This is a genomic window from Nitrospira sp. (assembly GCA_015709715.1).
GTDB lineage: Bacteria > Nitrospirota > Nitrospiria > Nitrospirales > Nitrospiraceae > Nitrospira_A.
Window position 1 is genome coordinate 3328834 of the sequence record CP054184.1, and the last position, 25098, is coordinate 3353931.

General features: G+C 61.4%; 24 protein-coding genes and 1 CRISPR repeat array (1 of these 25 only partly in view). Of the genes, 13 read left to right on the top strand and 11 right to left on the bottom strand.

The window, feature by feature from the left end:
• Positions 1-58 precede the first annotated feature (58 nt).
• The 10 genes from HRU82_16010 (at position 59) to HRU82_16055 (ending at position 9048) form a co-directional block, all read left to right on the top strand.
• A complete protein-coding gene (locus HRU82_16010; protein QOJ36350.1) occupies positions 59-829 on the top strand; it encodes a hypothetical protein in 771 nt (256 codons plus the stop codon).
• Between the two features lie 131 nt (positions 830-960).
• Complete coding sequence (locus HRU82_16015; protein ID QOJ36351.1) at positions 961-2481, top strand: Do family serine endopeptidase; 1521 nt, start codon at positions 961-963, stop codon at positions 2479-2481.
• Between the two features lie 22 nt (positions 2482-2503).
• On the top strand, positions 2504-3454 hold the full coding sequence (gene tatC / locus HRU82_16020; protein QOJ36352.1) for a twin-arginine translocase subunit TatC: 951 nt from the start codon (positions 2504-2506) through the stop codon (positions 3452-3454).
• Between the two features lie 78 nt (positions 3455-3532).
• Positions 3533-4489 (top strand): Mrp/NBP35 family ATP-binding protein, encoded by a 957-nt coding sequence (locus tag HRU82_16025; protein QOJ36353.1) that lies wholly within the window; start codon positions 3533-3535, stop codon positions 4487-4489.
• A gap of 11 nt (positions 4490-4500) precedes the next feature.
• Entirely contained in the window at positions 4501-5799 is a 1299-nt protein-coding gene (locus tag HRU82_16030) for a molybdopterin molybdotransferase MoeA (protein ID QOJ36354.1), read from the top strand.
• Positions 5800-5820: 21 nt separating this feature from the next.
• Positions 5821-6330, top strand: coding sequence for a molybdopterin-guanine dinucleotide biosynthesis protein B (gene mobB, locus HRU82_16035; GenBank protein ID QOJ36355.1), 510 nt, complete (start codon positions 5821-5823; stop codon positions 6328-6330).
• Complete coding sequence (locus tag HRU82_16040) at positions 6323-7027, top strand: NapC/NirT family cytochrome c (GenBank protein ID QOJ36356.1); 705 nt, start codon at positions 6323-6325, stop codon at positions 7025-7027. Before mobB ends, HRU82_16040 begins: the two co-directional genes overlap by 8 nt.
• 20 nt (positions 7028-7047) lie before the next feature.
• Positions 7048-7776: an ABC transporter ATP-binding protein gene (locus HRU82_16045; protein QOJ36357.1), complete on the top strand. Its 729-nt coding sequence runs from the start codon at positions 7048-7050 to the stop codon at positions 7774-7776.
• Between the two features lie 34 nt (positions 7777-7810).
• On the top strand, positions 7811-8251 hold the full coding sequence (locus tag HRU82_16050; GenBank protein ID QOJ36358.1) for a hypothetical protein: 441 nt from the start codon (positions 7811-7813) through the stop codon (positions 8249-8251).
• Positions 8252-8256: 5 nt separating this feature from the next.
• Entirely contained in the window at positions 8257-9048 is a 792-nt protein-coding gene (locus HRU82_16055) for an ABC transporter permease (GenBank protein ID QOJ36359.1), read from the top strand.
• A 9-nt stretch (positions 9049-9057) separates the two neighbouring features.
• Here the strand turns inward: HRU82_16055 and HRU82_16060 are convergent, their stop codons facing one another.
• On the bottom strand, positions 9058-10188 hold the full coding sequence (locus HRU82_16060; GenBank protein ID QOJ36360.1) for a PAS domain-containing protein: 1131 nt from the start codon (positions 10186-10188) through the stop codon (positions 9058-9060).
• A 351-nt stretch (positions 10189-10539) separates the two neighbouring features.
• On the opposite strand from HRU82_16060, the gene HRU82_16065 reads away from it, so the two are divergent.
• Positions 10540-10866 (top strand): RNA-binding protein, encoded by a 327-nt coding sequence (locus HRU82_16065; GenBank protein ID QOJ36361.1) that lies wholly within the window; start codon positions 10540-10542, stop codon positions 10864-10866.
• 99 nt (positions 10867-10965) lie between these two features.
• On the opposite strand, the gene HRU82_16070 is transcribed toward HRU82_16065, so the two are convergent.
• The 10 genes from HRU82_16070 to HRU82_16115 form a co-directional block, all read right to left on the bottom strand.
• A complete protein-coding gene (locus tag HRU82_16070) occupies positions 10966-11676 on the bottom strand; it encodes a hypothetical protein (protein QOJ36362.1) in 711 nt (236 codons plus the stop codon).
• A gap of 78 nt (positions 11677-11754) precedes the next feature.
• On the bottom strand, positions 11755-12636 hold the full coding sequence (locus tag HRU82_16075; protein QOJ36363.1) for a tetratricopeptide repeat protein: 882 nt from the start codon (positions 12634-12636) through the stop codon (positions 11755-11757).
• 148 nt (positions 12637-12784) lie between these two features.
• The gene (locus HRU82_16080) at positions 12785-14290 is read right to left on the bottom strand and encodes an efflux transporter outer membrane subunit (GenBank protein QOJ36364.1); all 1506 of its coding nucleotides are present in this window, start codon (positions 14288-14290) and stop codon (positions 12785-12787) included.
• The gene (locus HRU82_16085) at positions 14287-15249 is read right to left on the bottom strand and encodes an efflux RND transporter periplasmic adaptor subunit (GenBank protein QOJ36365.1); all 963 of its coding nucleotides are present in this window, start codon (positions 15247-15249) and stop codon (positions 14287-14289) included. Before HRU82_16085 ends, HRU82_16080 begins: the two co-directional genes overlap by 4 nt.
• Positions 15246-15998, bottom strand: a complete 753-nt coding sequence (locus HRU82_16090) for an ABC transporter ATP-binding protein (GenBank protein QOJ36366.1) — start codon at positions 15996-15998, stop codon at positions 15246-15248. Before HRU82_16090 ends, HRU82_16085 begins: the two co-directional genes overlap by 4 nt.
• Positions 15999-16002: 4 nt before the next feature.
• Positions 16003-17133 (bottom strand): FtsX-like permease family protein, encoded by a 1131-nt coding sequence (locus HRU82_16095; GenBank protein QOJ36367.1) that lies wholly within the window; start codon positions 17131-17133, stop codon positions 16003-16005.
• A 210-nt stretch (positions 17134-17343) separates the two neighbouring features.
• Entirely contained in the window at positions 17344-17736 is a 393-nt protein-coding gene (locus HRU82_16100) for a hypothetical protein (GenBank protein QOJ36368.1), read from the bottom strand.
• 140 nt (positions 17737-17876) lie between these two features.
• Positions 17877-19487, bottom strand: a complete 1611-nt coding sequence (locus tag HRU82_16105; GenBank protein QOJ36369.1) for a sigma 54-interacting transcriptional regulator — start codon at positions 19485-19487, stop codon at positions 17877-17879.
• 148 nt (positions 19488-19635) lie between these two features.
• Positions 19636-19914, bottom strand: a complete 279-nt coding sequence (locus HRU82_16110) for a hypothetical protein (GenBank protein ID QOJ36370.1) — start codon at positions 19912-19914, stop codon at positions 19636-19638.
• Between the two features lie 58 nt (positions 19915-19972).
• Positions 19973-21430, bottom strand: coding sequence for a fibronectin/fibrinogen-binding protein (locus tag HRU82_16115; protein ID QOJ36371.1), 1458 nt, complete (start codon positions 21428-21430; stop codon positions 19973-19975).
• 172 nt (positions 21431-21602) lie between these two features.
• On the opposite strand from HRU82_16115, the gene HRU82_16120 reads away from it, so the two are divergent.
• Together HRU82_16120 and HRU82_16125 are read left to right on the top strand one after the other, a co-directional pair.
• Positions 21603-21830, top strand: coding sequence for a hypothetical protein (locus HRU82_16120; protein ID QOJ36372.1), 228 nt, complete (start codon positions 21603-21605; stop codon positions 21828-21830).
• A 121-nt stretch (positions 21831-21951) separates the two neighbouring features.
• On the top strand, positions 21952-23499 hold the full coding sequence (locus HRU82_16125) for a hypothetical protein (protein QOJ36373.1): 1548 nt from the start codon (positions 21952-21954) through the stop codon (positions 23497-23499).
• 37 nt (positions 23500-23536) lie between these two features.
• Positions 23537-25098: a CRISPR direct-repeat array (repeat unit 36 nt; unit sequence GTTGTGGGTTGCATGCAGGCATCGGTCAGCTACATT) (it continues 322 nt past the right edge of the window).

Below are 25098 nucleotides of genomic sequence, written 5' to 3' on the forward strand. Positions count from 1 at the left end.
GGCGATCGTGATTGGGCGCGAGGCCGTGCGCACGGAATGAAGCGGAAGGAGGCCTGTCATGTCCCGCTATCGTACCCGGCTTCTGGTCCTGATCGGCGTCATGCTGTCGGTGGGCTGTGCAGGGCCCACTCCCGCTAGTCGGCTCGCCCAGTACGTACCGATTTCCAGGCCGGGTGACTCCGCACTCACCCGGTTACCGGATCAGCGGCCTGTTCGAGCGACGTTGGTCCTTATCGCCGATCGTTCAGAGTCGGAAGCGCCGCCGTTGTTACCGGAGGTGGTGCAAGAGCGGTTGGCCGAGAAGCTGCGCGAGGACATCAATCGGGGCTTTCCCATTGTCATCGAGCGGGTCGTACAGTTGGGGGAGATTCCGGCCGGAGGGGCCAAACTCGATTGGCGAACCGTGGCCGGGCAGCAGGGGGCGGAGTACCTCGTGGTGGCGGTGTTATCCGGTGTGGAACAGGAGTATCCCGTCTCCTTGTTCCTAGGCTGGACGACTCATCGTCAGCCGGGCGTGCGGCGGGATCACTGGGCGCTCGTTGAGGCCGCGTTGATCGAGGGCCGGAGCGGGCGAGTGGTGCTGCAGGCGGAAGGGCGGGCCTGGGCGACGTTGGATCGTCCCACGGCGCCGGGGATCTCGCAATGGTACCCTGTCATCTATTTGCGGCCGCAGGATCCGGAGCGGCGCATCTGGCCCTCCAACTACGAGGTCGCCCCGGTGACGCTCCAAGTCGTCGCCACGGAACGGGCCGCCAAGCGGTTGGCGGACAATCTCCAGCGGGCGTGGGTGGAACGGCGGGATGTCGAACTGGCTTCCATGTCTCGGTGATGCAACGGCTGCGGCGCCGCTCTGTCGAGGTTTTTCCTCTTTGAAGGCGATTCTTGGAATAGTGTAGAATGACACGTTCAACGTCGAGAGGCAGTCAGTCTCCCTCATCTTCAGGCTTCCGGAGGAGTCACATGGTGTATCGACATCGGCGCAGTAAGGTACTGTCCGTGCTCGCGGGTCTCACAATGGTTGCCGCTACATTTCCGGTCGGAGGATCGCTGACCGGGTATCAGGCTGAGGCGGCCGGTGTGCCCCCGGCGTTTGCCCAGGGATTCTCTGAAATCGTCAAGGCGGTGACCCCGGCAGTGGTGAATATTGCCGTGACCGGCGGCGGAGAGGGGCGTCGCGAAGGTCGTCGCCAACTCCCGCCTGGTGGACCCTTCGGCGGACCGCCTCCCGGTGAAGAACCTCCCGGCATGGAACCGCCGGGCCCTCCGGGTGGACCTCCGGAACGCGGACCGCATCGGCCGGATCAGAGCGCCGGCTCCGGCGTTATTCTGGATCCGAACGGCTATATCGTGACGAACAATCACGTCGTGGAAGGTGCAACCCAAATTACCGTGACGCTGTCCGATCGGCGTGAGTTTCCAGCCAAGATCGTTGGTACCGATCCCAAGACCGACCTGGCCATCATCAAGATTGAGGCCAAGGACCTGAGTTCCTTGAAGTGGGGGGATTATGAAGAGCTGCAGGTCGGCGATCTCGTGTTGGCCGTGGGCAGTCCCTTCGGCCTCAGTTCCACGGTGACGCTCGGCATCATCAGCGCATTGGGCCGAGGCAACGTGGGCATCGCCGACTATGAAGATTTCATTCAAACCGATGCGGCCATCAATCCGGGAAACTCCGGCGGCGCACTGGTCGACATGCGAGGGAAGCTGATCGGGATCAATACGGCGATCTTCTCGCGAACCGGCGGGTCGGAAGGCATTGGCTTCGCCATCCCTAGCAGCATTGCGACGGACATCGTGGACAGCCTGACCAAGACCGGGAAGGTGGTTCGGGGCTGGATGGGGGTCGCCATTCAGGAAATCACGCCGGCCCTCGCCAAGTCGTTCAAATTGCCCGAGCAGCGCAAGGGCGTCTTGATCAGCGACGTAAACGAGAACGGGCCGTCCCATACGGCCGGCATGCGCCGGGGCGATGTGGTCATCGCCTTCAACGGCAAGGAAGTGCAGAGCGTCAGCCAGTTGCGGAACCTCGTGGCCCGCACCGGGGTCGGGAAGGAAGCCGACATCAAGATTTTGCGCGACGGCAAGGAGCAAACCTTGAAGATCAAGGTCGCGGAGCGACCGTCGGATGAGGTGTTGGCCAAGCGGGAGCCGGGTCCGTCCAACGCGCCCACTGAGACCGTGAAGCCGCCGGACAATGTCTTGGCGTCCTTGCGTGTGCAGATGCTCGATGCGGCGATGCAGAGCCAGCTGAATTTGCCGGCCAAGACCAACGGGGTGGTCATCAGCTCCGTCGAGGCGGGCAGCGCCGCCGAAGCGGCAGGGCTGCAGCGCGGTGATGTGATCCAGGAAGTGAACCACGAGGTGGTGAAGAGCCTGGAGGACTATCAGAAGGCCTCCGCCAAGGTGAAGAAAGACGAGATGGTCGTCCTCTTGCTGAGCCGGCAGGGGAATAACCTGTTCGTAGCCGTCAACCCGAAGTAAGGGATCGGTTTTGTGAAGGCTCATGGCTGACGGGTTCAAGTTTCAAGAGTGGCTGCAAGACACGGTCTTTAAGCCGCTTGAAGACAAAAAAATGCCGGTCATGGAGCATTTGGTCGAGCTCCAGGTCCGGCTGACGCGGGCCGTCATCGTGACGGCGATCATCTTTGTCGGCACGTTCTTTTACGCTGACACGCTCGTGAAGTGGATCCGGGTACCGCTACAGAACATGTTCGTGCCCGGGTCCCTCTCGTGGGTTCCGACGGATCTCCCTACCGTTCCCTTCGTCTTTCTCGCGCCGGCGGAAGCCCTCTGGCAGAACGTCAAGGTGGCCGGCCTCTTTGCTTTGGTGCTTGGAACCCCCTACATCCTGATTGAGTTCTGGCACTTCGTGGTGCCCGGTCTGCATGTCCAGGAGCGGCGGTTCGTGGGCCCCTTCGTGATTCTCAGCACGTTGGCGTTTTATCTGGGGCTGTTGTTCTCCTTCTTCTTCGTCTTGCCCTTCGCCCTCAACTTTTTGATTTCCTACGGGGTCAATGCCGGGTTCATTCCGCAATTGTCGATTGCGCAATATGTCGGCTTCGCGCTCTGGTTCTTGCTGGTCTTCGGATTCATTTTCGAGGTGCCTCTGGCCATTACGCTGCTGGCGAAGTTGGGCTGGGTCGATGCCCCCCTGTTGAAACGGTACCGAAAGTGGGCGTTCCTGACGGCGTTCATCTTCGCGGCCATCCTGACCCCGACGCCGGACCCCTTCAACCAATGTTTGATGGCGCTGCCGATGTACATCTTCTATGAAGTGGGCATCGTGAGCGCCGGCATTTTCAATAAGAAGTCTGCCGCAACTTCAGAAGAGAGCCTGGTGCCGGCTGTTGCGCCGGTAGGACAGGCGGCCGCCAAGCCGGTTCCCCCTGTGTCGTCCGGTGGCGGTGAGGGGGATTATGTCGGTGTGCCCATGGGGGGCAGTCGCCGAGGGTAGGGCGACCAAGGATGCAAGGGACGAGGCCTGCCTCGTTCGACTCACGAACAGGGTGATGATTCACGAGGAGCGATTAGGATGCCACGCGAGTTAAATATTATCTCTCAGCCGGGTTCCAGCAGCGGGGGTGACGCCTGTACCTACATGTGGGCCTGCGCCATCTGCGACGAAAATGAAACATGCCAGAAGGATAAGGAAGGCCATAGCCGGTGGCTCGTCGCCAAGCGCATGGAACGGATCGAATACAAAGTGCTGGTGATGAGCAACAAGGGCGGGGTCGGCAAGAGCACCTGCACCACGAACTTGGCGGTGAGTTTGGCGCTCAAGGGATGGCACGTCGGGATTTGCGATATGGATATCCACGGACCCAACATTCCGAAAATGGTGGGGGCGGAAGGCCAGAAGCTCAAGATCAGCACGTCGGGCGGCATCATTCCCTTCCAAGCCTACAATCTCAAGATCGCCTCGATGTCGTTTCTGCTGCAGAATCCAGACGATCCGATCATTTGGCGCGACGCGTACAAGTATGAGTTCATCAACCAACTGTTGGGCGGCGTGGAGTGGCAGGATCTGAACTTCCTGCTGATCGATTTGCCTCCGGGAACCGGCAACGAATCGGTGACGACCATCGATCTCCTGGGCAATGTCAGCGGCGCGGTCATCATCACGACGCCGCAGGAAGTCGCCTTGCTCGATTCCCGCAAGTCGGTGACCTTCTGCAAGGACAGCGAGGTGCCGATCATCGGTATCGTCGAGAATATGAGCGGGTTGGAATGTCCCCATTGCCATCAACATGTAGAGGTGTTCCGCAAGGGCGGCGGGGAGGCGTCGGCAGCGGATATGGGCGTGCCGTTCCTGGGCCGGATTCCGCTGGATCCGGACGTGGTGATGCAGAGCGACGCTGGGGAACCCTTCGCGCTGTTCAATTCCGATACGGCGACGGCCCAGGCGTACCATGACATTGCCAACCAGGTTGAAGCCTTCTGTAAGAAGAGCGGCAGCCTGGTGAAGCTGGCTCCCCGCCACCATCACTGAGGAGTGCACGTGTGAAAGCCCCAGATGCCACCAGCGGTTTGACCCCGCTCCACGAGGCGCAACGGATTGTCCTCGAAGCGACTTCCCCATTGGGGCTGGAAAAGATCTCCATTCTGGATACGCTCGGGCGGGTGTTGGGTGAAGACATCATCGCGGAGCGGCACAATCCGCCATGGGACAATTCAGCCATGGATGGGTTTGCCGTCCGGTCTGAAGACCTCAAGCAGGAGCATTCGATCGCCAAGCCGGTCACCCTCACCGTGATCGAGGACGTGCCTGCCGGGAAAATGCCCACCAAGTCCGTCGGCCCTGGACAGGCTATCCGAATCATGACCGGCGCGCCCATCCCCAAGGGAGCCGACGCCGTCGTGAAGGTTGAGGATACCGAACATACGCCGGATTCCGTGCGGATCTTCAAGCCCGAGGCGCGGGGCTCGAATATCAGGCCGCAGGGCGAGGACGTTAAAGAGGGAGACTGCATCATCCCCAAAGGCACCACGATCCGTTCCGGCGAGGCCGGAATGCTGGCGATTTTGGCCAAGTCCTTCGTGCTGGTGTATCAGCGTCCGCGGGTGGCGATTCTCTCGACCGGCGACGAATTGGCCGATTTGGATGAACGGTTCAGCGAAGAAAAAATCATCAACTCGAACAGCTATGGTATCGCCGCCGCCGTGCAGGAAGCCGGTGGGATTCCCCTCTTGTTGGGGATCGCGCGGGACAATCCCGCTGCATTGAAAGAGAAAATTTCACACGGCCTGAACGCCGACATCCTGGTGTTGTCGGGCGGCGTCTCGATGGGGGACTACGACTTCACGAAGGCGGTGTTCCGCGACCTGGGCGCCGAGATGAATTTCTGGAAATTGGCGATCCGGCCCGGTCAGCCGCTGGCCTTCGGGAAGATTCAGGGCAAACTGGCCTTCGGCTTGCCGGGCAATCCGGTCTCGTCGATGGTGACATTCGAACAGTTGGTGCGACCGGCCATGTTGAAACTGTCCGGTGCGCGTCACTACGGGCGTCCATTGGTCGAGGCGGTGTTTCAGGAAAAGTTCTCCAAACGAACCGACCGTCGCCATTTTCTCCGCGGCGTGTTGTGGCGAGAAGGGGGGCTGTTCAAGGTGCGAACGACCGGCGATCAGGGGTCCGGTATCTTGACCTCGATGGTAAAGGCCAATTGTCTGATCGACATTCCCGTTGAAACGGAACGGGTGAATCCCGGCGATGTCGTGACGGTGCAATTGTTGAGCGGATCGGTCTGGATGGAGGAGGCGGCCCCGGCTTCCTCGATCGGCCATCGTCCCTCCTGCTGCTGAGCCGCGAAAGGAATTTGTCCCATGGCCGTCCCCATTCTGGCTTTCGTCGGACGATCGAATAGCGGAAAGACGACGCTCATCGAGCGCGTCATTCCTGAACTGGTACGAGCCGGCTACAAGGTGGCCGCAGTCAAACATGCCGGCCACGGCTTCGATCTTGATACCGAGGGCAAGGACAGTTGGCGCCATAAACAGGCCGGAGCCAGCAGCGTCGTCATCATTTCCAAGAGCAGTCTGGCGATGTTCGCCGACGTGTCCGACCATATGAACGTGGAGGACGTGCGGGAGCGCTATCTGGATGGGTCCTACGATTTGATTCTCGCCGAAGGGTGGCGGAGCGAGGGGTATCCGAAGATTGTCGTCGTGCGCGACCAAATCGGCGAAGTGCCGGTCTCTCAGGACGGCCTGCTGGCCGTCGTGTCCAACAAGCCGATCGAGATGTCCGTTCCTCTCCTGGATCCCGACGATATCGTGGGGGTGGCCGCCCTGATCATGCGGCATTTCCCCAGGCCTCTGCGGGACGATGCGTAAGGTTCCTGCCATTGTGATCGGAGCGGTCGTGGCCGGCGCAGTGGCTGTCGGGGGCGTGGCTGTTCCGCTGACCAACCATCCCAAGTTCTGCGCCAACTGCCATACCATCGCTCCGGCCTATGAAAGTTGGCGACAGTCATCCCATAAGGAGGTCGAGTGCGTGGCCTGCCATGTGCGGCCCGGTGTGGTGAACTGGCTGCATGACAAGGCGTGGCACGGCACGAGGGATGTCGCCATCTATCTGTTCGGCAAACCCACGGAGCCCCATAACCTGCAAGCGCACGTCGATTCGGACGTCTGCTTGGGTTGCCACCGAAACATTCTGCGGCTGTCGGAGGTGGCGCCGCGCGATCTGCCGCTTCCGGTGAAGGATGTCGGGCTCATCATGAGTCATCGCAAACATATGGAGGCCTTCAATACGCGCGGGCAGGGCGAGGGTTGTACGACCTGTCATGCGGCGGTCGTCCATGAGCGACCGATCAAGGGATACCCCATCGTGATTCCGCGCGGGCATGTCGCCGCCGACAGCAAGCCATGGAAGCCTGAACATCCCGAAGGCTCCGTGTTACATAAGCGCGCCATGGCGGATTGCTTTCGTTGCCACGACAACCGAACCGAATATGACGGCAAGGTGTTGAGCCGAAAATGCGAAACTTGCCACCTGCCCGAGAAGCTCACTGAGTTCTTGTCGTTTTGATCCAGGGGAACCGGCAGTCCATGACGTCGTCGGTGGTCGAGGTGCGCAATCTGACCAAGCGGTTCGGCGGGTTTACCGCGGTGGACGGGATTTCCTTCGACATCCGGCGTGGAGAAATCCTCGGCCTGCTGGGGCCGAACGGCGCCGGAAAAACGACGACGTTTCAGATGATGCTCGGTCTGGTCACGCCTACGTCCGGGTCCATTCACATGTTCGGGATGGATCTCCGAACGCACCGGGAGGCGATTCTGCAGCAGGTCAATTTTTCATCGACCTATATTTCGCTGCCCTATTCGCTGACGGTGGAGGAGAATCTCGCCGTCGTCGGACGGCTCTACGGGCTGTCCGACATTCCTGGACGCATCGACGCCATGGTGAAGAAACTGGAGATGCAGGAGTGGCGGCATGTGTTGACGCGCAAGTTGTCGTCCGGTCAAATGACCCGGCTCACCTTGGCCAAGGCATTCCTCACGGAGCCCAAGGTTCTGTTTTTGGATGAGCCGACCGCCAGTCTGGATCCGGACATTGCGCACAAGATTCGCGCGCTCCTCTTGGAGGAGCGGCAGGCCAGTGGGCTCAGCATCCTCTATACGTCGCACAATATGCGCGAGATGGAGGCGATGTCGGACCGCATCATCTTCTTGCAGCGAGGGAAAATCGTCGCAGAGGGAACGGCCCAGGGGATCGCGGCTCGGTTCGGGCAGGCGGACCTTGAGGAGGTGTTCCTCAAGTTGGCGCGCGAGCAATGATCTTCGATGGACGGGGTTGTCTGGAAAGGATGTCGTGACGCACATGGTTGACGGCGGGATATCGTTTGGCGCCGGGCTGCTCATCGGTGGATTCGGACTCATGCTGGCTTGGGGGCTTCTGTGGCTGGTGGTCGGCAGTATCGGGTTGGCGCGACAGACCTGTGGGTGGCCGATCGTGCTCAGCAGCATCAGCAGCAGCGCCATCGCGTTGGGCTCGATGTCGGGGCTTGTCTGGTGGATGGAGCCGGCGCGGACTGGGTCGCTGGCCTTCCAGGCAGGTCTTGGGGCAATCCCGGTGCTGTTGGTAGGAGCGGCGTTCGGCCGTCTCGCCGACGGGCGGCGGATCGGCCCGGCCTTTGTCGAGGGCAGCCGTATGATGCTGCACCAGTTACTCGGACTTCACCAGGGCGGCTGCGGCAACTGTCATCAGCAGCAGCCTTCCTGCCAGGATATGCCCTGCCAGCCCAAGCCGTAGCTCCCATGGCCTATCATCGCATCGCCGCTCTGGTCGTTCGTCATCTGTACCTCTATCGCCGCAGTCTACCGCGCATGATGGAGATCGTGTATTGGCCCTTTCTGGATCTGGTGATCTGGGGGTTCATCACGATGTACCTGGCGAGGTTCCAAGGACAGATGCCGGCGGTGGTGACGTTCCTCCTCGGGGCGCTCATTCTCTGGGACGTGCTGTTTCGCTCTCAGCAGGGCATTACGATTTCCTTTTTGGAGGAAATCTGGGCCCGCAACCTCATGAATCTGTTTGCCAGCCCCCTCACGCCGAGCGAATTTCTCGCCGCCACGATGGTGATGAGCCTGTTCAAGGTGACGGCGGTCTCGATCGTCATGTCGGGGTGCGCCTGGCTTTTCTACGGATACAACGTCTTCATCGTCGGCCTCTGGCTGATCCCCTTCGTGATGAACCTGGTCTTGACCGGTTGGATCATCGGCGTGTTCACCACCTCATTGATCATGCGCTTCGGGCAGGAAGCGGAAGTCCTCGCCTGGAGCATGGTGTTTCTCTTCCAGCCGATCTCCTGCGTCTTTTATCCCATGGAGGTGTTGCCGGCGTGGTTGCGGCTGGTGGCCCAGGTCAATCCGGCCGCCCATGTGTTCGAGGGCATGCGAGCGCTGCTGGCGACGCAGGCGGCCCCGCTGGCCAGCCTCGGCTGGGCGTCGGGCCTGAATCTCTGTTATCTCGGCGCGGTGATCTTCTGGTTTCACTACACTTTCCAGGTGTGCAAGGAGCGTGGCGCGTTGGTGCGCGTCGGAGAATAGGGCGGGGCGCTAGGCGACGTGCGGCGGATAATTGATCTCAAGGATGGTCGGAACGGAGCTTTGTTCGTCGTAGCGAAGTTCCCAGCGGCTCCAGACGGCCATGCGTGACCCGTCACGGCGGATGTGGATGAGTTCCCCTTCCCAACGACCGGTGTTCTTCAGTTCCTGTTCGATGGCGGGCAGCGGTTTAGGGAAGAGGGTTTTCAGGAGACTGTGGGAGCGTTTGCCGATCGTATCGGTGGCCTCCCACCCATAGAGGCGCTCGGCCCCTTTATTCCAAAACCGAATCGTCCCGTCGGGCGTCCGCAACATGACGGCATCAAACTCCACGCTGGGCGAGGTTTTTCGTGGCGGTTCCATGCCGCGATACTTGACGATGCGCGCCGGGTTGCCCACCGCGATTGCGTTGGGCGGTACCGGTTTGGTGACGACCGAACCGGCGCCTACGATGGCGCCCTTTCCGACATGTACTCCGCTCAGCAGGATGGCGCCCGATCCCAGCCAGACGTCGTCCTCGACGACGATATTGCCTTTGGAACTGAGAGGTTGTTGCTGGATCAGGTGGTCGGATGCTGTTCCGTGGTTATGGGGGAACATTCGGCAACAGGACCCCATCATGACGTGGGCGCCGATACGGATATGCCCGACGTAGGCCGAGAGTTCGCAGTTGATGCCGATCGAGGTCGAGGCCCCCACGGTGATGCTACCCCCGAGCCCGGTCTCCAGAATAGTATGCCCATCCACATACACGCCTTCTCCCAGCGCAATCTTCCCGCCTCTGGGCGCCTGGTGGATCCGAACATGGTCTGCGATGACGATGCGTGGCGCCAATTCCAGATCGGAGTGGTTGATGGTTGCGGTCGGGGCGATATAGCCCGTCGGGTTCATGGCGGCCAATTCCTGCAGGTGGTCGGAGGTGGTTCGATTCCCGCTCGGCAACAATGCCAGGTGGGTCGCGAGTCGCCCGAATGGAGACCGACCGCCAAACCGCAGCCAAAAACGAGCCCACGCGCGGGCGACGTGCCTCCACAACCGATCACGCACGAGGGTTCGAATGCCGGTCACGCCGTTGTCCTGCCAGGCCTCCCGTAGCCTCGCGAGTCGTCGCGCACACCGTTGGATGGTGGATTCATCACTCATTGCAACCTTCTCGCATGGTCGAGCACTTCAGAAAATAAAGACGTGGGCCGATCCTGTCAACTCTCGGCTGACGAACTAGGGGCTTCCCTAGGGCGTGCGGATAGGAAATCGACTCCATGAGAGGATTTCGCTGGTTGTACCGCAGGTGGCCTCATGGTAGTATCCTACATCCTTCATTGGGGCCTGGTGAGGGATTCGTTGAAATAGTTCAGGCCTGATCTCGATGTTGCCTTGCCCGGGAATTTAATCGAAAGCCAGACCAAGCCGCTCGAATACGTCGCGTCTTCGGCCCGTCCTTTCCCTTGCGTTCCTTCGCACAGACAATGTCACTACCCACAGAGGAGGACCCAGATGGGTTCCAAAATTTATGTCGGCGGGTTGCCCTATGCGGCGACTGAACAGCAACTGAGCGATCTGTTCGCGGCGCATGGAACGGTTGAATCGGCCCGCGTGATCACGGACAAGTTCACCGGCCAGTCGAGAGGCTTCGGGTTTGTCGAAATGGCATCGTCCGAAGAAGCCCAAAAGGCGATCACCGCTCTCAATGGTTCGGACATGGGTGGCCGGACATTGACGGTCAATGAAGCGCGCCCGCAGGAACCGCGGACCGGCGGGGGACGAAGCGGCGGAGGCATGGGCTTCAACGGTCGCGGCGGATCCAAGCGCGATCGCTGGTAACCCTCTCCGCGGTTGAACGAGCAAGGGGCAGTCATCCTCAGGGTGACTGCCCCGGTTTTTTTGTGACGACCTCAGACGTGTACCGCAACCGTGGCCGCACTATTCGATACGTTTCAAGGTCAAGTCGTCGAAATAGGTCACCGCATCGGCTTTGGTCCAGAGCCCGATCCGTCCGGTTGCGAAGGTGTTGTCACAGACGCGAAACAGCAACGTCTCATCGTAGAGGGCCTTGATCTCGCAGCCTCGTTGTACGATCCGCAGCCGGTGCCATCCGTTGGTGGCAAGGGGACGGTCTACCTGTTTGACGACCTGCTGCACGCCTTTTACGACTCGATAGAGGCGTACCTTCTGTTCCACGATGCTGGCCCGCAAAAGGTAGTAATTGCGGTCATCGACTGCCCGCCAGATGAGGCCTCCCCCCAAGTCCGCCTTGCCCGACACCGCGAGATAGGAGACGTCGGCGTCAAGGTCGGCGCTGTTGGTTCCCTCGATCAGCAGGAGTTTGTGCGCTTGATCGGTCCCTTTGGGGAGGAGCTGCGCCAGGACTTGGGAGCCGCTGTTGGCCCGATCGGTAATCAGGATTTTCCATTCGCCGGCTGGGCGCCCGTCGAACAGGGTGCCGACGACGAATGAACCGGGGAGGGAGCCAGGGGCGATATGGTCAAAGTTCCACTCCCGGGTCGAGTGCGATTCCGAATCGGCTGCCGGCGCGGGAGCACTCCAGAGGCTGAACAGGCATCCGAGGACAAAGAAGGACCAACCCCACCGGATCGATGAACCGGACACTGTGGCCTGGTCTCGCGTGGTCATGCGCGGTCCCGTCCTGCGATTACGCCCTGTGGTCTGGAAGGCCGTGAACAGAAACCTGTGGGTGCGACAGAGCCATGGTCACGGCATTTCCAGTTCGCGAAGCTTCGACTCGGCCTGTTCCAGCCACGGGCGGTTGGCAGGGGTGTCCCGTTCGAGGCGCAGGTAATGCCGCAGCTCCTGGGCCGCGTCCGTGCGGCGGCCGAGTGCGGCCAGGGTGTAGCCGAGGTTGAAGCGGATTTTAGCGTCATTGGGACGTACCCGGAGTGCCGTGCGAAACTCACCGACCGCCCCTTCCAGATCCTGTTTGTCGATCAGGGCCAAGGCCAGGTTGAAGTGGGCATTCACGTCGTCCGGTTGCAGTTCGAGGGCGGTCCGATATTCGGCGATGGCGCCTTCAGTATCGCCTTTGGCCTTGAGGGTCACGCCGAGATTGTTGTGAGCATTCACATCGTCGGGCCGATGGCGAAGCACCGTCCGGAATTCGGCGATGGCGCCCTCCAGGTCTCCTCGCTCCTTGAGCGCCACGCCATAGTCATTGTGGGCCTTCAGGTCATCCGGTTTCAGGCGCAGGGCGGCTTTGAATTCGGTAAGGGCGTCATCGTACCGGCCGATGTCCAGAAGTGTGTTGGCCAGGTTGAGGTGCGCGGCAAAATAGTTGGCTTGGAGCCGCAATGCATGGGTGAATTCGTCGATCGCCTGGGCCAAGTCTCCCTTAAAGACGAAGGCCACGCCGAGGTCATTGTGGCGCATCGCTTCCGCGTCGTTGTCGATCGGCTTGGTGATCTTGTCCGTGATCGACAGCACTTCTTCTTCCACCGTTACGGGCTGGTCGGGCGGTGGAGCTGGAGGCGCCGGCTTGGCGGGTGCCGCCGCCGACGGGCCAATCGCGGACAGGGACAAGCAGAGAAATAGAGCGGGGCCGAGAGAAATCAGGAAACGGAGACGGACAACGTCCGACATGGAGGTCCTTCTATCAGATGGAATGGAATCGGTGCGGGTGGCGTGCCCGACAACCATTCGCCGCTCGGGCGAAACGCCGGACGACGTGGTGCCACATAGCCCGATCCCTACGAAAATTTCAAGTTGAAAGTCCGGCACTTGCAAGCCGCTACTGCATTGCCGTTCCCGGCGCGGTTGCGAGGGCGGCCGGGAACTCCGGGCGCCAGCCGCCGCCCAGGGCTTTGTAGAGGCCGACCATGTCTGTCAGCCTGGCCCGCTCGGTTTGGGTGAGCTGCGTCTCCGCCGCCAGTTGTGTCCGTTGGGCATCGAGCACGTCCAGATAATTGACCAGCCCCTTGCGATACCGTACCTCCGCGAGCGAGACGGCCGACGAGGCGGCGGCCACCTGCTCGCGCTGCCGCGCGACCTGTTCGGTGCGTGCCTGGATCGAGACCAACAGGTCCGCCACTTCCCGAAAGGCGAGCAGAATGGTTTGTTGGTAACCCTCCAACATCTGCTGATACCGCGAGTGGGCGGCATCCAGCCGTGCCATGTTGGTGCCGCCTTGAAAGATCAGCAAGGTCACCGAGGGGCCGATGCTGTAATAGGCGCTGTTGCCCGTGAACCAGTTGGCGAACTCCACGCTTTGCAGGCCGCCTTGGCCGGTGATCGATAGGCTCGGGAAAAAATAGGCGCGAGCCTGCCCGATGCGCGCATTCGCGGCGATGAGCGTCGCTTCGGCTTGAAGGATGTCGGGCCGGCGTTCGAGCAATTGTGACGGGAGGCCCACGGGAATGGTCGGCTGCACGACGACGCGGCGGAGCGGTTTCGGCGGCAAGGTTAGGCTGCCCGGTGGCGATCCCGTGAGCACCTCCAGCCGATGCAGTTCCACGGCGCGGAGGCGAGCCAGATCCGGAATCAGCCCCGCGCTTTCCGCAACCAACACTTCCGTGCGTGTGATGTCCAAGTCGGACGCCAAGCCGACGGAGGCGCGTTTGCCGATGATCTCCAGCGACTCTCGACGTAGCGCGAGCGCCCGTTGGGCGATTTCGATTTGTTCGTCCAGTTCACGAATGCGGAAGTACGCCTGCCCGACATCGCCGATCAAGGTCAAGGCGACGGCGCGGGCATCCTGCTCGACGGCCTGGGCCTCCGCCGAAGCTGCTTCCATCCCTCGGCGAATGCGCCCCCAGACATCCAGTTCCCAGCGCAGGTCCGCCGCGCCGTTCCACAGGTCGAAACTGGTGCCGGGCGCCGCGAAGACCTGCGGACCTGGCTGCTGATTATTCGCCAACCCCAAGCCGGCGAGAGTGTTCTTTGAAATGGTGAGGTTGGTGTAGGCGCCTTGGACGTTGACTTGCGGATAGAGGCCGGCCTTCGCGGTCATGACGGAGGCTCGACCCTCCAACACCCGCGAGATCGTGCGGCGCACATCGTGGTTCCGCGTGAGGGCCTGGCCGATGAATCGGGTCAGCTCCTCATTCTGAAAGGCTCTCCACCATTCGGCTTCGGGCATGCCGTCGACATGGGCGCCCAAGGAACCGGGCGCCATCCTGCTCCAGTCCACCGGAGGCCGGTGGTAGTCCGCGCCCTGCAGGCATCCGGTTGCCGACAGGGACAGGATGGTCGCTAGAGTCCAGTGTACGGTTCTGCTGCGGGCCAAGCTTGCGTTCATCGCGGTGACTCCGTCGGCGAAACAGGCTCCTCACGGTCGATGAACATATCGACCTGCTGCCCCGTATAGATGGGAAAGGGCGGGGGGGCGAATCGGTAGATGACCTGCAGGACGCGCGTGTCCACCCGCTCGCTGTTGTCTCCCGTCAGGGCCCGTTTCGGAACGATGTAGGGCTCGATGCGGACGAACGTCAATGGAATCGGGTGCGTGGTATCGCCCTTCAGATACGCCACGCCGGGGCGGTTCGGCTGGACCAACGGGGCGTTTACCTCATCGACATCGGCGCGGACCTGCAGCCGCTGCGTGTCGCCCACCAACATGAGCGGCTCGGTGGCCCCCATCGTGAGCGCATATTCACCGGCCCGGATGTTCACCTGCAAGACGGTGCCGGTACGGGGGGCGCGTACGGTGAGCCGATCCAGCAACATCCGGGTTTCGTCGCGCTGGGCGGTGACCTGTTTGAGCGTCGCCTCGAATCGGCCCAAGGCCCGCTTGGCCATCTCCAACGCATACCAGGTCCGTTTGACGTCGTCGTCGCTTACCGCCCGGCTGTCTTGCACGGCGCGCAGGCGTTTGAGCTGTGTCTCGAGGTCTCCGATCCGATAGTTCTGTTCCTCCATCTGCGCCTGCGCGGGAGGGATAGCGGCTTCACGGGCTACTAACTGGGCGCGCAGATCTCGATCGTCCAATTGGAGGAGCGGATCGCCTTCGCGCACTTGGCTGCCGACGGTGACGAACACCTTGGTGACCAATCCGGCCGTGGGCGGGCCGATGCGCACGTTTTCATTGACGGCCTCGATGATGCCGGTGGCCGCGACCGTGGCGGCATAGGGCGAACGAGGCGGCTCAACGAGGGGCGTTGGCATGGGGGACTCCTTTCCCGCCATGGAGAGCGTCCAGACGGCCAAGCCCACTCCGGCCAGCGCTACCCAGATACTGAATCGATTGAGAATGGTCATGCGCTGGCCCCTTTCTGAATGGGGTGCACGTTCACGATGCGGCCGTCGGTGAGTTCCGCCATGCGGTCTCCGAAATGGAAGATGCGGCTGTCGTGGGTCACCACGATCACGCAGCGGTCCGGCGCCCGGCCGACGTCGCGAATGAGTTCCATGATTTTTTGCCCGTTCGGCCCGTCGAGCGCGGCGGTCGGTTCATCGCACACCAACAGCTGGGGTTCATTGACGAGCGCCCGCGCGACGGCCACCCGTTGCTGTTGACCGCCGGACAGGTTCCGGGGCAGAAACTCGGTGCGGTCGGCCAGCCCCACCCGTTCCAACATGAGCCGAGCCCGCGTGAGGGCGTCTTGGCGGCGGACCTGCTGGATGAGCAGGGGGACGGCAACGTTTTCCGCCGCGGTCAAGGCAGGGAGTAGGTTGAATTGTTGATAGATGAACCCCATCGTCTTGCCGCGAAATTCGGTTCGCTTGCCGGGTGTCATGATGGGCAAGGAGACACCCAACACATCGAGCTCGCCCGTATCGACATCCAGAATCCCGGCGATGGCCGACAAGAGCGTCGTCTTGCCGCCGCCGGATTCGCCGACCAAGAGCATCAGCTCGCCGAAATAGACATCCAAGTCGATTCCCTTCAGGACCGTCACGATGGTCTCGCCCGATCCGAACGACTTCACCAGGCCGCGCACTTGCACGGCGATGGCCGAGGGCTGATCTTGGCTTGCCACTTCTGAGGCTGCTGCCGATGGACCCATCCTGTCACCGAAAGACGATGGCCGGTTCCAGCCGAGCCAATTTGACGATGCTGATGAGCGCTGAAAAGGCGCAAATGACCAGGAGTCCCGCCAACACCAGCACCAACAGGGGCCAGGATTCGGCAAAGGGCAACTGCCCTTCGCGAGCGGCCAGGAGACCGAAGGCGCTGGCCAGACCGATCCCGATCCCATAACCGGTGAGGCCGACGGTAAAGGCTTGCAGCAGGATCATGCGGGCTAGGGTGCCGGTGGAGGCCCCCATGGCCTTGAGGGCTCCGAATTGACGCAGATTTTCCACCGTGAAGAGATAAAAGGTTTGCCCCGAGATGGCCATCCCGACGATGAATCCCAACAGAATCGTGGTGCCGAAATTGATCCCGATGCCGGTGTTCTTGAGGACCCACTCGATGGTTCTCAACCCGAACCCTTCGCTCGTGAAGGCCCCCAGCCCGGTCTGCTCGCGAATGCGCGTGATGACCTCTTCGACGGGCGTCCCCTCCTTGGCCTTGGCCAGCACGTAGGAGAGGGTGCGCCGCTCCCGCGGCACGTAGCTCAGGGCCCGCTCGTAGGTCGTGTAGACCACCGGAATGTTCGTGAAGGTCTTCTGGGTCTTGGCAATGGCCACCACCCGGGCCAGCCGGTCGTTCAGCTCGAAGGTGGTGCCGACGGTGACGACCTGCGGGCCGCCCATGCGCTCCACTGCCCACTGGTCGAGGGCAACCGCGTCCGGCTGACGAAGGTCCTCGAATCGTCCCTCTAAAATCTCCGCCGGACGCCCGATGAGGGTCGCCGAATCCAAGCCCGTCAAGGTGATCTGATGGTATTCTCCGCTCGCCAGCCTGGCCCGCAAGAGCCCCTTGTAGAGTGGGACCGCCCACTCGACGCCCTGTACGCTACGGACCCGGTCGACCGTCGTGTCGGCGATCGGCTTCACCTCGTCGACCTGCGCAATGCCGGGATCGGTCACCCAGATCGGGACGTGTACGTTGGTGATGCTCGATTGCGACCACAGCATGAGGCCCCAGAAAATGGAGCCCTGCTGCACAATCAGCATGACGGAGAACGTCAGGCCGCAGAGGAGCATGAGGTACTTGGCGCGATCGCCGAAGAGCATGCGGAGTGCGACGTAATTCATCCCTCCTCCTCGCGGTGGAGTCGGTCCGGAATCAGCAGGGATGGTGCCGCGAACGACGCCTTGAAGGGTGAGGACTCTAACTGGCTGGATGTGAAAGGAAAGTGGCCGCGGGAAGAAGCGAAGGCAAGGAGACGGCCACTGCGGATGCCCGCATATCGGCAGCTGGAGAGGCCGAATGCCAACATACGGGCAGGTCTGTAGCGGGCTGACTCAGGGGACGATGCAGGGCACCACGTCCGCAATCCTCGGATCGTTCCAGCTGATGCTTCGCAGCATCGCCTTTGCCAGGCATTTCCACTTATCGTTCTTGTCCTTCCGGCCCTCCAGGCGAATGCGATATTTCTCGCCCTGTTTCAAGTTCGGAATCAGGTAGAAGGCGTTCTCGAAGTGGCGGATTTTTTCGTTTTCATCACAGGCGTTTTCGAACAAGGTGCCCTGCAGTTTCCAGCAAATTTTCCATTTGTCGTACCGATCGGGCTGGACGCTCCAATAGACCATGATGTCGCAGGTCCCGTCATCTCGGCAGAAATGCTCTCCGCCCTCGGTATAGGGCGGGCCGATTAGGCAACGGTCGTACCGGCGGCAGTCGTCGAGGCACGACAAACGGCTCCTCCTCGCAGATCGGCTGTTTTGTCGGATCGTGGGTAAAGACGATTCACCCGTCGATGGAGGTGCTGTATCCATTCGGGCTCGGCCCATTATCCAAAACGATACAGGGTTCGTGGTCTCTGTGAGGTGGGACGCTACGCCGATCGGCGCGGGGGACGGTGGATGCCCAGTTTCTTCATGCGGTGCTGCAAGGTGGATCGTTTCATGCCGAGTTGCGCAGCGGCGCCCTCTTTCCCGGCCACGACCCAGTTGGCTTGGGCAAGCATGGCCAAGATGTGGGCCCGCTCGGCTTCGGCCATCGTGCGGGGGGCGCCCCTGTCTTCTTCTCTGCCGAGTCCGTCGAGGTCGTCCGTTGTCAGCACCGGGCCCTGACTCAGGATCACGGCCCGTTCGATCACGTGTTCCAACTCCCGCACGTTGCCGGGCCAGCCGTACCCACAGAGCATCCTCATCGTCGTGGCGCTGATCCGCAGGATCGATTTGCGATGGCGCCGGCTGTATTTCTTGGCGAAGTGCCGGGCGAGCAGGGGGATGTCTTCGCGCCGTTCCCGCAAGGGCGGAAGCCGGAGGGGGAACACGTTGAGGCGGTAGAAGAGGTCGGCTCGAAAGGCGCCCTGTTTCACGACCTGGTCCAGTTGGGCGTTGGTTGCGGCCACGACGCGCACCTCTACTCGGATGGTCTTGCCGCCCACCCGGTCGAATTCCTGCGTCTCCAGAACACGCAATAGCTTGCCCTGCAGCTTCAGGGGCAGTTCCCCGATTTCGTCCAGGAAGATCGTCCCGCCATGCGCCAGTTCGAAGCGGCCCAGTTTTCGGGCGGTGGCCCCGGTGAAGGCTCCTCGCTCGTGGCCGAACAGCTCCGACTCGATCAGGGTGGGAGGGAGGGCGGCGCAATTCACGGTGATGATCGGCTGGTCGCGCCGCGTCGACAGCCGGTGAATCGCCTGTGCGACCAACTCCTTCCCTGTCCCGGTCTCGCCGGTAATCAGGACGGTGGAATCCGTCGAGGCCACCTTCTCGATGGCCTTCAGCGACTTCTGAAACGCCGGGCTGTCGCCGATCAGCGTCGTCAGGTCCAACGAGGCCTCCCGCTCTTCCCGCAAATAGATGTTTTCCTGCTCCAACTGCTCCTTGAGCCGATGGATTTCCTCATAGGCCAAGAGATTGGCGAGGGCTTGCGACAGATGCAGGCTGATTTGTGCCGCCACGGCGAGGTCGCGCTCAGAAAAGGCGTTGCGCCGTTTGCTGCCGATGGCGAGGAAGCCATAAGGCTTGCCCCGAACCAAGAGGGGACAGAGCATGGCGGACAACACGCCGATGGATTCGAAGGAGCGGTGTTCGGCGAATCGCGCTTGGTTGTGGCCGGTGAGGAGCAGCGGTTTGCCCGTGGCCAGGAGTTCGGCCGGGGCCATGTAGTCGAAGGGAAACTGCCGCAACGCCTCCAAGTCCACCGTCACCCCGTCGCAGGACAGCAGTTCGAACCAGAGATCCTCCTGGGGGCCGGTGTGAAGCGCACGAGGCCGCTCATGTCGTGGTGAATGACCTCGCGCAAGATCGGTTGGATCGTGGGGAGCAGCTGGTCTGCGGTGATCGTGCCCAAGACGACCCGGCTGTTGATCGCCATCAGCGCGTCCCGTTCCTCTGCAGTCAAGCACGGCTTCGAGCACCGGGGCGATTTGCACACCGAGTTGGTCGAAACGGTCACGGTCTTCTTCGTCGAAGAATCCTGGTTTCCCGATGGCCACCGCGGCATCACTCCCAAGATGCGGGTGTGCGGCGCTCGTTCGCTCGACCGAGCCGTTCGCACCGGGGCCACCATCACGCAGGTACCGTGTGCGATGGCCGGATCAAGGGCAGCCGCTTCTCTCCAGGGCGAGGCGCTGATATCTCGAATCAGCAGGGCGGATTCGGCGCGGACTGCCGCCTCCTTGACCGTCCCTTCGGCAGGGAGCTGGCCATGGCAAAGGCAGGGGAGTCGGGAGAACGAAGGGCTTCGGAGACAGGGGTAAAGATGCCGGTCGTAGGGCTATAGAGATAGAAGGCGATGAGGTCACATCCGAGCCGTGCGACCAAGTCCCGTTGCAGGACACGGTCGAACTCCCACAGGGTTTTGGCCTGCACGAGGGCGCTCAACAAGTCTGATTCGTGGTGGGCCTCTATAAGGGTGCCCATATGCGGGCACTCTACCATGTCCGAGCGGAGCGAAGAAAGGTGCGGGAGCGGAGAGCGGTTACTCCTGGCGAGCGGCGGATCGCTCTTTCAGGGCCTCCAACCGCTTTTTATCGAGCGTGACGTAGATCGCCTTGTCTTGCGTGACCATCACGGCGCCTGCCGCCTGTCCCGTGGCCTTCCGTACCCACTTGCGCCTGGTGTAGATCACTTCCCCCTTGCCGCTTTTCTTGAGGTCACTATAGAGCAGGGCCAAGGTGGCGGCGTCGAGGAGGGTGGTCGGTGTGGGCTCGTGGCCCTTCTCCATCCGCACCACGACATGCGAGCCTGGTACTCCGCGGGCGTGCAGCCACAGGTCATCGCTGTTGGCCAGGCCGAATGTGAGGGCGTCATTCTCACGGGCGTTCCGGCCGACGAAGATGGCCTGGCCGTCGGCGGATGCAAATCTACGAAACGGTCCGCGTGGTGACTGGGAGGACGGTTTGTTGCCCTTTCCGCGGAGGCCGGTCGTAGTCGCGGGCGACTGTGCTTGGGGAGGCGGCTGCCACTGACCGCTCTTGATCAGGTCCAATTCGGTCTGGATACGGCGTAGGTCTGTTTCGATGGCCGCCAAGCGTGGGGTAATTTCCCGTTGGGCCGTGAGGTACTTCCGATACTTCGCGAAATACCCATCCATGTTGGCCTGCGGCGACTTGAGGGGATCGAGGGGGATGGTCAGTTCGGGCAGCCGTTCGTCGTAATAGTCGATCACGGAGACGGTGCTGAGCCCCTTCTTGAGGGACCCCAAGTTCGCCTTCAATAACTCGCCGTACCGGGCGTAGGACTCGTACCGCCCAGCCTGTTCCAGGTCGCGGCGAAGGGCTTCCATCCGTCGCACGCCTTTCTTGAGCGCTTTGCGGAGCGCGGATTCCCGTGCATGCACCTGCGTTAGGCGAGCCTCTTCGGTTTCACGCTCACCATACTGGCGTTCCAACTTCGCCGACAGGGGAAAGGGATCGTCTTCCGAGGGAGTGGGCAGGGAGTCGGCCGGCAGCTCCTGGGGCGCCGGGACTGCCGGTGCCGCAGTTGGACGGCCGTAGGGCCGGCCGATGCGCGTTCTGTTATTGCGTAAGGTGGCGAGGACGTGATCGGTACTGTCCAAAAAGAGGAGATCGCCGTTGCGGCTGAACAGTTCGGCGACCAGCGCCACCGACCCATCCTGTGCGGTCAAATCCAGGCGGACGATTCTGTCGCCGGTGAGGCGCTCCATCCGATCGATCCGCGCGCCTCGAATCCTTGCCCGTAGCAGTTGGCAAAAGGAGGGTGGCGTGGGAGGGTTGGCGAGCGGTTGTCGAACGAGATGCAGGCGGGCCGTTCGCTCATGGATCGAGCAGAGCAGCCGGTGTGTGTGGCCGGGCACACGAATTTCAAGCAGCACCACGTCCGGCAAGGGCTGAAACACTTTCTGAACCCAGCCCTTGGTCAGGGGAGGGGCCAGTTCCTGGACGACGGCATCAAGTTCTCTCTCGCTGATCGGCATCGGTCCTTCCTGGATGCGAATGTGAGCGCAATTGTACCCATTCTGGTCCCATGAGACCAATTCGCACAGAGGGGGCCCGATCGTGACTTCATTCGGCCGTCACGAGCCGTGGCACTCACATTGCACATCGTTGAAGCAGGCAGATCCCTCACGGTTTAGGAAGGAGGATGGCATGACCTGCACACGATGCGAGGGGCTCATGGTTTCGGAGCACTTGGTGGATCTCCACGAGAGTTTCCACCCGATGTGGCTGCGCGGGTATCGTTGTGTCAGCTGCGGCAACATTGTGGATTCCTTGATCCAACGCCACCGGATGGTTCAACGGTCGCATCTGCGGCCGGTGGCCCCTCCGCCGCCGGTGAAGGCTGCGCTGTTCGACCTCATCAAACTGACTGCCTGAACGCCTCCCCACGAAATCACGAGGTCTCCCACGGGGTGTCGTGGGAGACTCGTCCCGCCTTGTCAGGCGCCGATCAGTCGCGTAGAGTGTGCCCGCACCCTGGCATGAAGAGGATCTGGCGATGACGTTGCTGACAGCCACCCATCTCGAACATCTCATGGCGGAATTCGGCCGGTCGATGCGCCGCCTGTTGCGCGCACTCTGTCGAGACCTGGAACGAAATTATGCCGAACCGGTCGAGCAGCTAGCCTTGCCGATCGACTGGTTCCGTCTGATCGAACGGGAATTGGAGCCCGCAGCCTATCACCACTGGCGCGTGGTCGGCTGGATCGAAGCCTTGAACGATCTGCTCTATTTCGTGGATCTCTTCGTCCAGGTGAGAAAAGAGCGGCAGCGTGGCGACCTCGCCCGGCAATTGCTGGCCGAGTTCAAAGAGGTGTTCTATGAGCATGGGTATGCCGACGAGGTCTTTCCAACGGGACAGCCGGAGCCGCAACGGCTTCTGTCGCGCATCGAGGCGCTGTGCCGTCGGTTGGCGCGAGAGGTCACGCAAGAGTCTTTGGGGTTTGCTCCACGAAAGGCCTGCGCATGGGTGGCCAAGCAGCGAACCGGCGTCTGGCTCATTCCCTGTGATCTCAGCGCGGATTTCGAACGGGTCCAAGAGGCCGGGTCTTTTGCCGTCGGTCTCACGGGAGAGTGGTATGAGGCTCCCGGCTCGGTGCGCGCGGCGTTGGCGCGAGCCGGCCGGCAGGGCAGCTATAGGGTGACGGGTGATGGGATCGATCTGGTGCTTGATGAGACGAGGGTTCCACTCGTGGAGTACAAGCCCGCGGAACGGTGGCACTGGCAGCGGCAGGAACCGGTGATTTTGCGCGAGACGGCTTCGGGCCCCCTCCTGTTAGGCTCGACCTTGCTATATGGAAAGGATAAGACGCCGATCGCGGTCCGGCCCACGGCGCCGGATGTGGCGATCCGCATGAAGCGAGCCCTGTCCGTCATCGCAGCCGCCTGGCCGGAGGGCGACCGGTTGCTGGCTCTGTTCACCTCGCGTATCTCGCCGCTCAAGGCGAAGGGCGTCGTGAGTTTCAGTTATCGTCACCGGCCTGGCCTCTCCGCCATCAACTGTTTCGACCGCGACCTGCTCGATTTGATCGACGACCTCATCCACGAGAACAGTCACCACCATCTCAATCTGCTGCTGCGCAAGGAGCTGTTGTATCGGCACGACCGTAACCAGGAGGTGTTCTATTCGCCCTGGCGACGCAGCCTGAGGCCGGTGCGGGGCATCCTCCATGCGACCTTTACCTTCACGATGGGGGCTCTCCTGTTCGAGCGGCTGGTGAGATGGGGGAGCGGCCGAGCGGGAGCCGGACGGTGGCGGAAGGCCGGGCTCACTGCACGGGATCTGCAGCGCGCTCGCTATCGATGTCTCGAAGAGATTGACTCAGTGCAGTATTCATTACAGGACCTCGACCTTGCAGGCAGTCGGCTGAAATGGCTGACGCGCGCGGGACAGCGATTGGTGAAGCAATTGGCGGATGCGCTGGCCGGCATCGAAGGACCGATGACGGCGCAAGAACCGCTGGTCAGCCGGTCAGCCTTTGGGCCGGCCTTGCGCCGCCACCGCGCCGAATTAACCCGTGCGGGAGAGACCTATCGGCTGGGTTAAGACACGTTCCCGTTCATCCTCGCCCGTCCCGAAGGAAGTTGTGGGTTGCATGCAGGCATCGGTCAGCTACATTGGACCCAGGTATTGGCCGACTCGCAGGCGTGTTGTGGGTTGCATGCAGGCATCGGTCAGCTACATTCGCGGCCTACCGTCAACGCCACTGCGTTACGTTGTGGGTTGCATGCAGGCATCGGTCAGCTACATTTGCCTGAAGGATCTGCGCGCCCGGTTCATGTTGTGGGTTGCATGCAGGCATCGGTCAGCTACATTTGCGTGAACCCGGAGCATCTTGAGCCGGTAAGTTGTGGGTTGCATGCAGGCATCGGTCAGCTACATTTTCCTCGCGCGTAACTCGATGCTCCGCACAGTTGTGGGTTGCATGCAGGCATCGGTCAGCTACATTAAAGCCCTGGAAGCGCAACGGCTGGAAATTGTTGTGGGTTGCATGCAGGCATCGGTCAGCTACATTACCACAAGGCCCCACGCGGCCCCGGTATTGTTGTGGGTTGCATGCAGGCATCGGTCAGCTACATTAGGGCGGCACGGGAATTGGATATGTGGTCTGTTGTGGGTTGCATGCAGGCATCGGTCAGCTACATTCGGAGACGACAGCACATGCTAACCATTTTAGTTGTGGGTTGCATGCAGGCATCGGTCAGCTACATTTCCGACAACATGCGCGACGCTTCGAGTAAGGTTGTGGGTTGCATGCAGGCATCGGTCAGCTACATTCCAGCCGATCAGCATTCCGACGCCGACGTAGTTGTGGGTTGCATGCAGGCATCGGTCAGCTACATTGGGTGAACCTGCAAGCGCTCCGCTTATCATGTTGTGGGTTGCATGCAGGCATCGGTCAGCTACATTTTGCCAAATCGCTCACTGCCGCCTCACCTGGTTGTGGGTTGCATGCAGGCATCGGTCAGCTACATTTTGGTTGTCGAACGAAGCTTCTACCGCAACTGTTGTGGGTTGCATGCAGGCATCGGTCAGCTACATTTACACAGCCTCGGGCCGCTGTATCAGTGGTGTTGTGGGTTGCATGCAGGCATCGGTCAGCTACATTCTCAGCCGAAATCACAGACGCGGCGGCCATGTTGTGGGTTGCATGCAGGCATCGGTCAGCTACATTGTCCGCCGAACTGCGGGCAAAACTGTTAGTGTTGTGGGTTGCATGCAGGCATCGGTCAGCTACATTCTTATATACACTATCCCATGCGATCACACCGTTGTGGGTTGCATGCAGGCATCGGTCAGCTACATTCGCACAAGCGTGTACCGAAGCCCATGCCAGGTTGTGGGTTGCATGCAGGCATCGGTCAGCTACATTTCACGAAGAGCGGCACACTCTCGGTCGTCGGTTGTGGGTTGCATGCAGGCATCGGTCAGCTACATTAGCGATCCACCGAGCCCCCAGGTTTGGAGCGTTGTGGGTTGCATGCAGGCATCGGTCAGCTACATTTATCCGGACTGTGGAACCACGTCTTGCACCGTTGTGGGTTGCATGCAGGCATCGGTCAGCTACATTGCGACGACTGGGTTCGGTGGGGGTATTAGTGTTGTGGGTTGCATGCAGGCATCGGTCAGCTACATTTGAATATG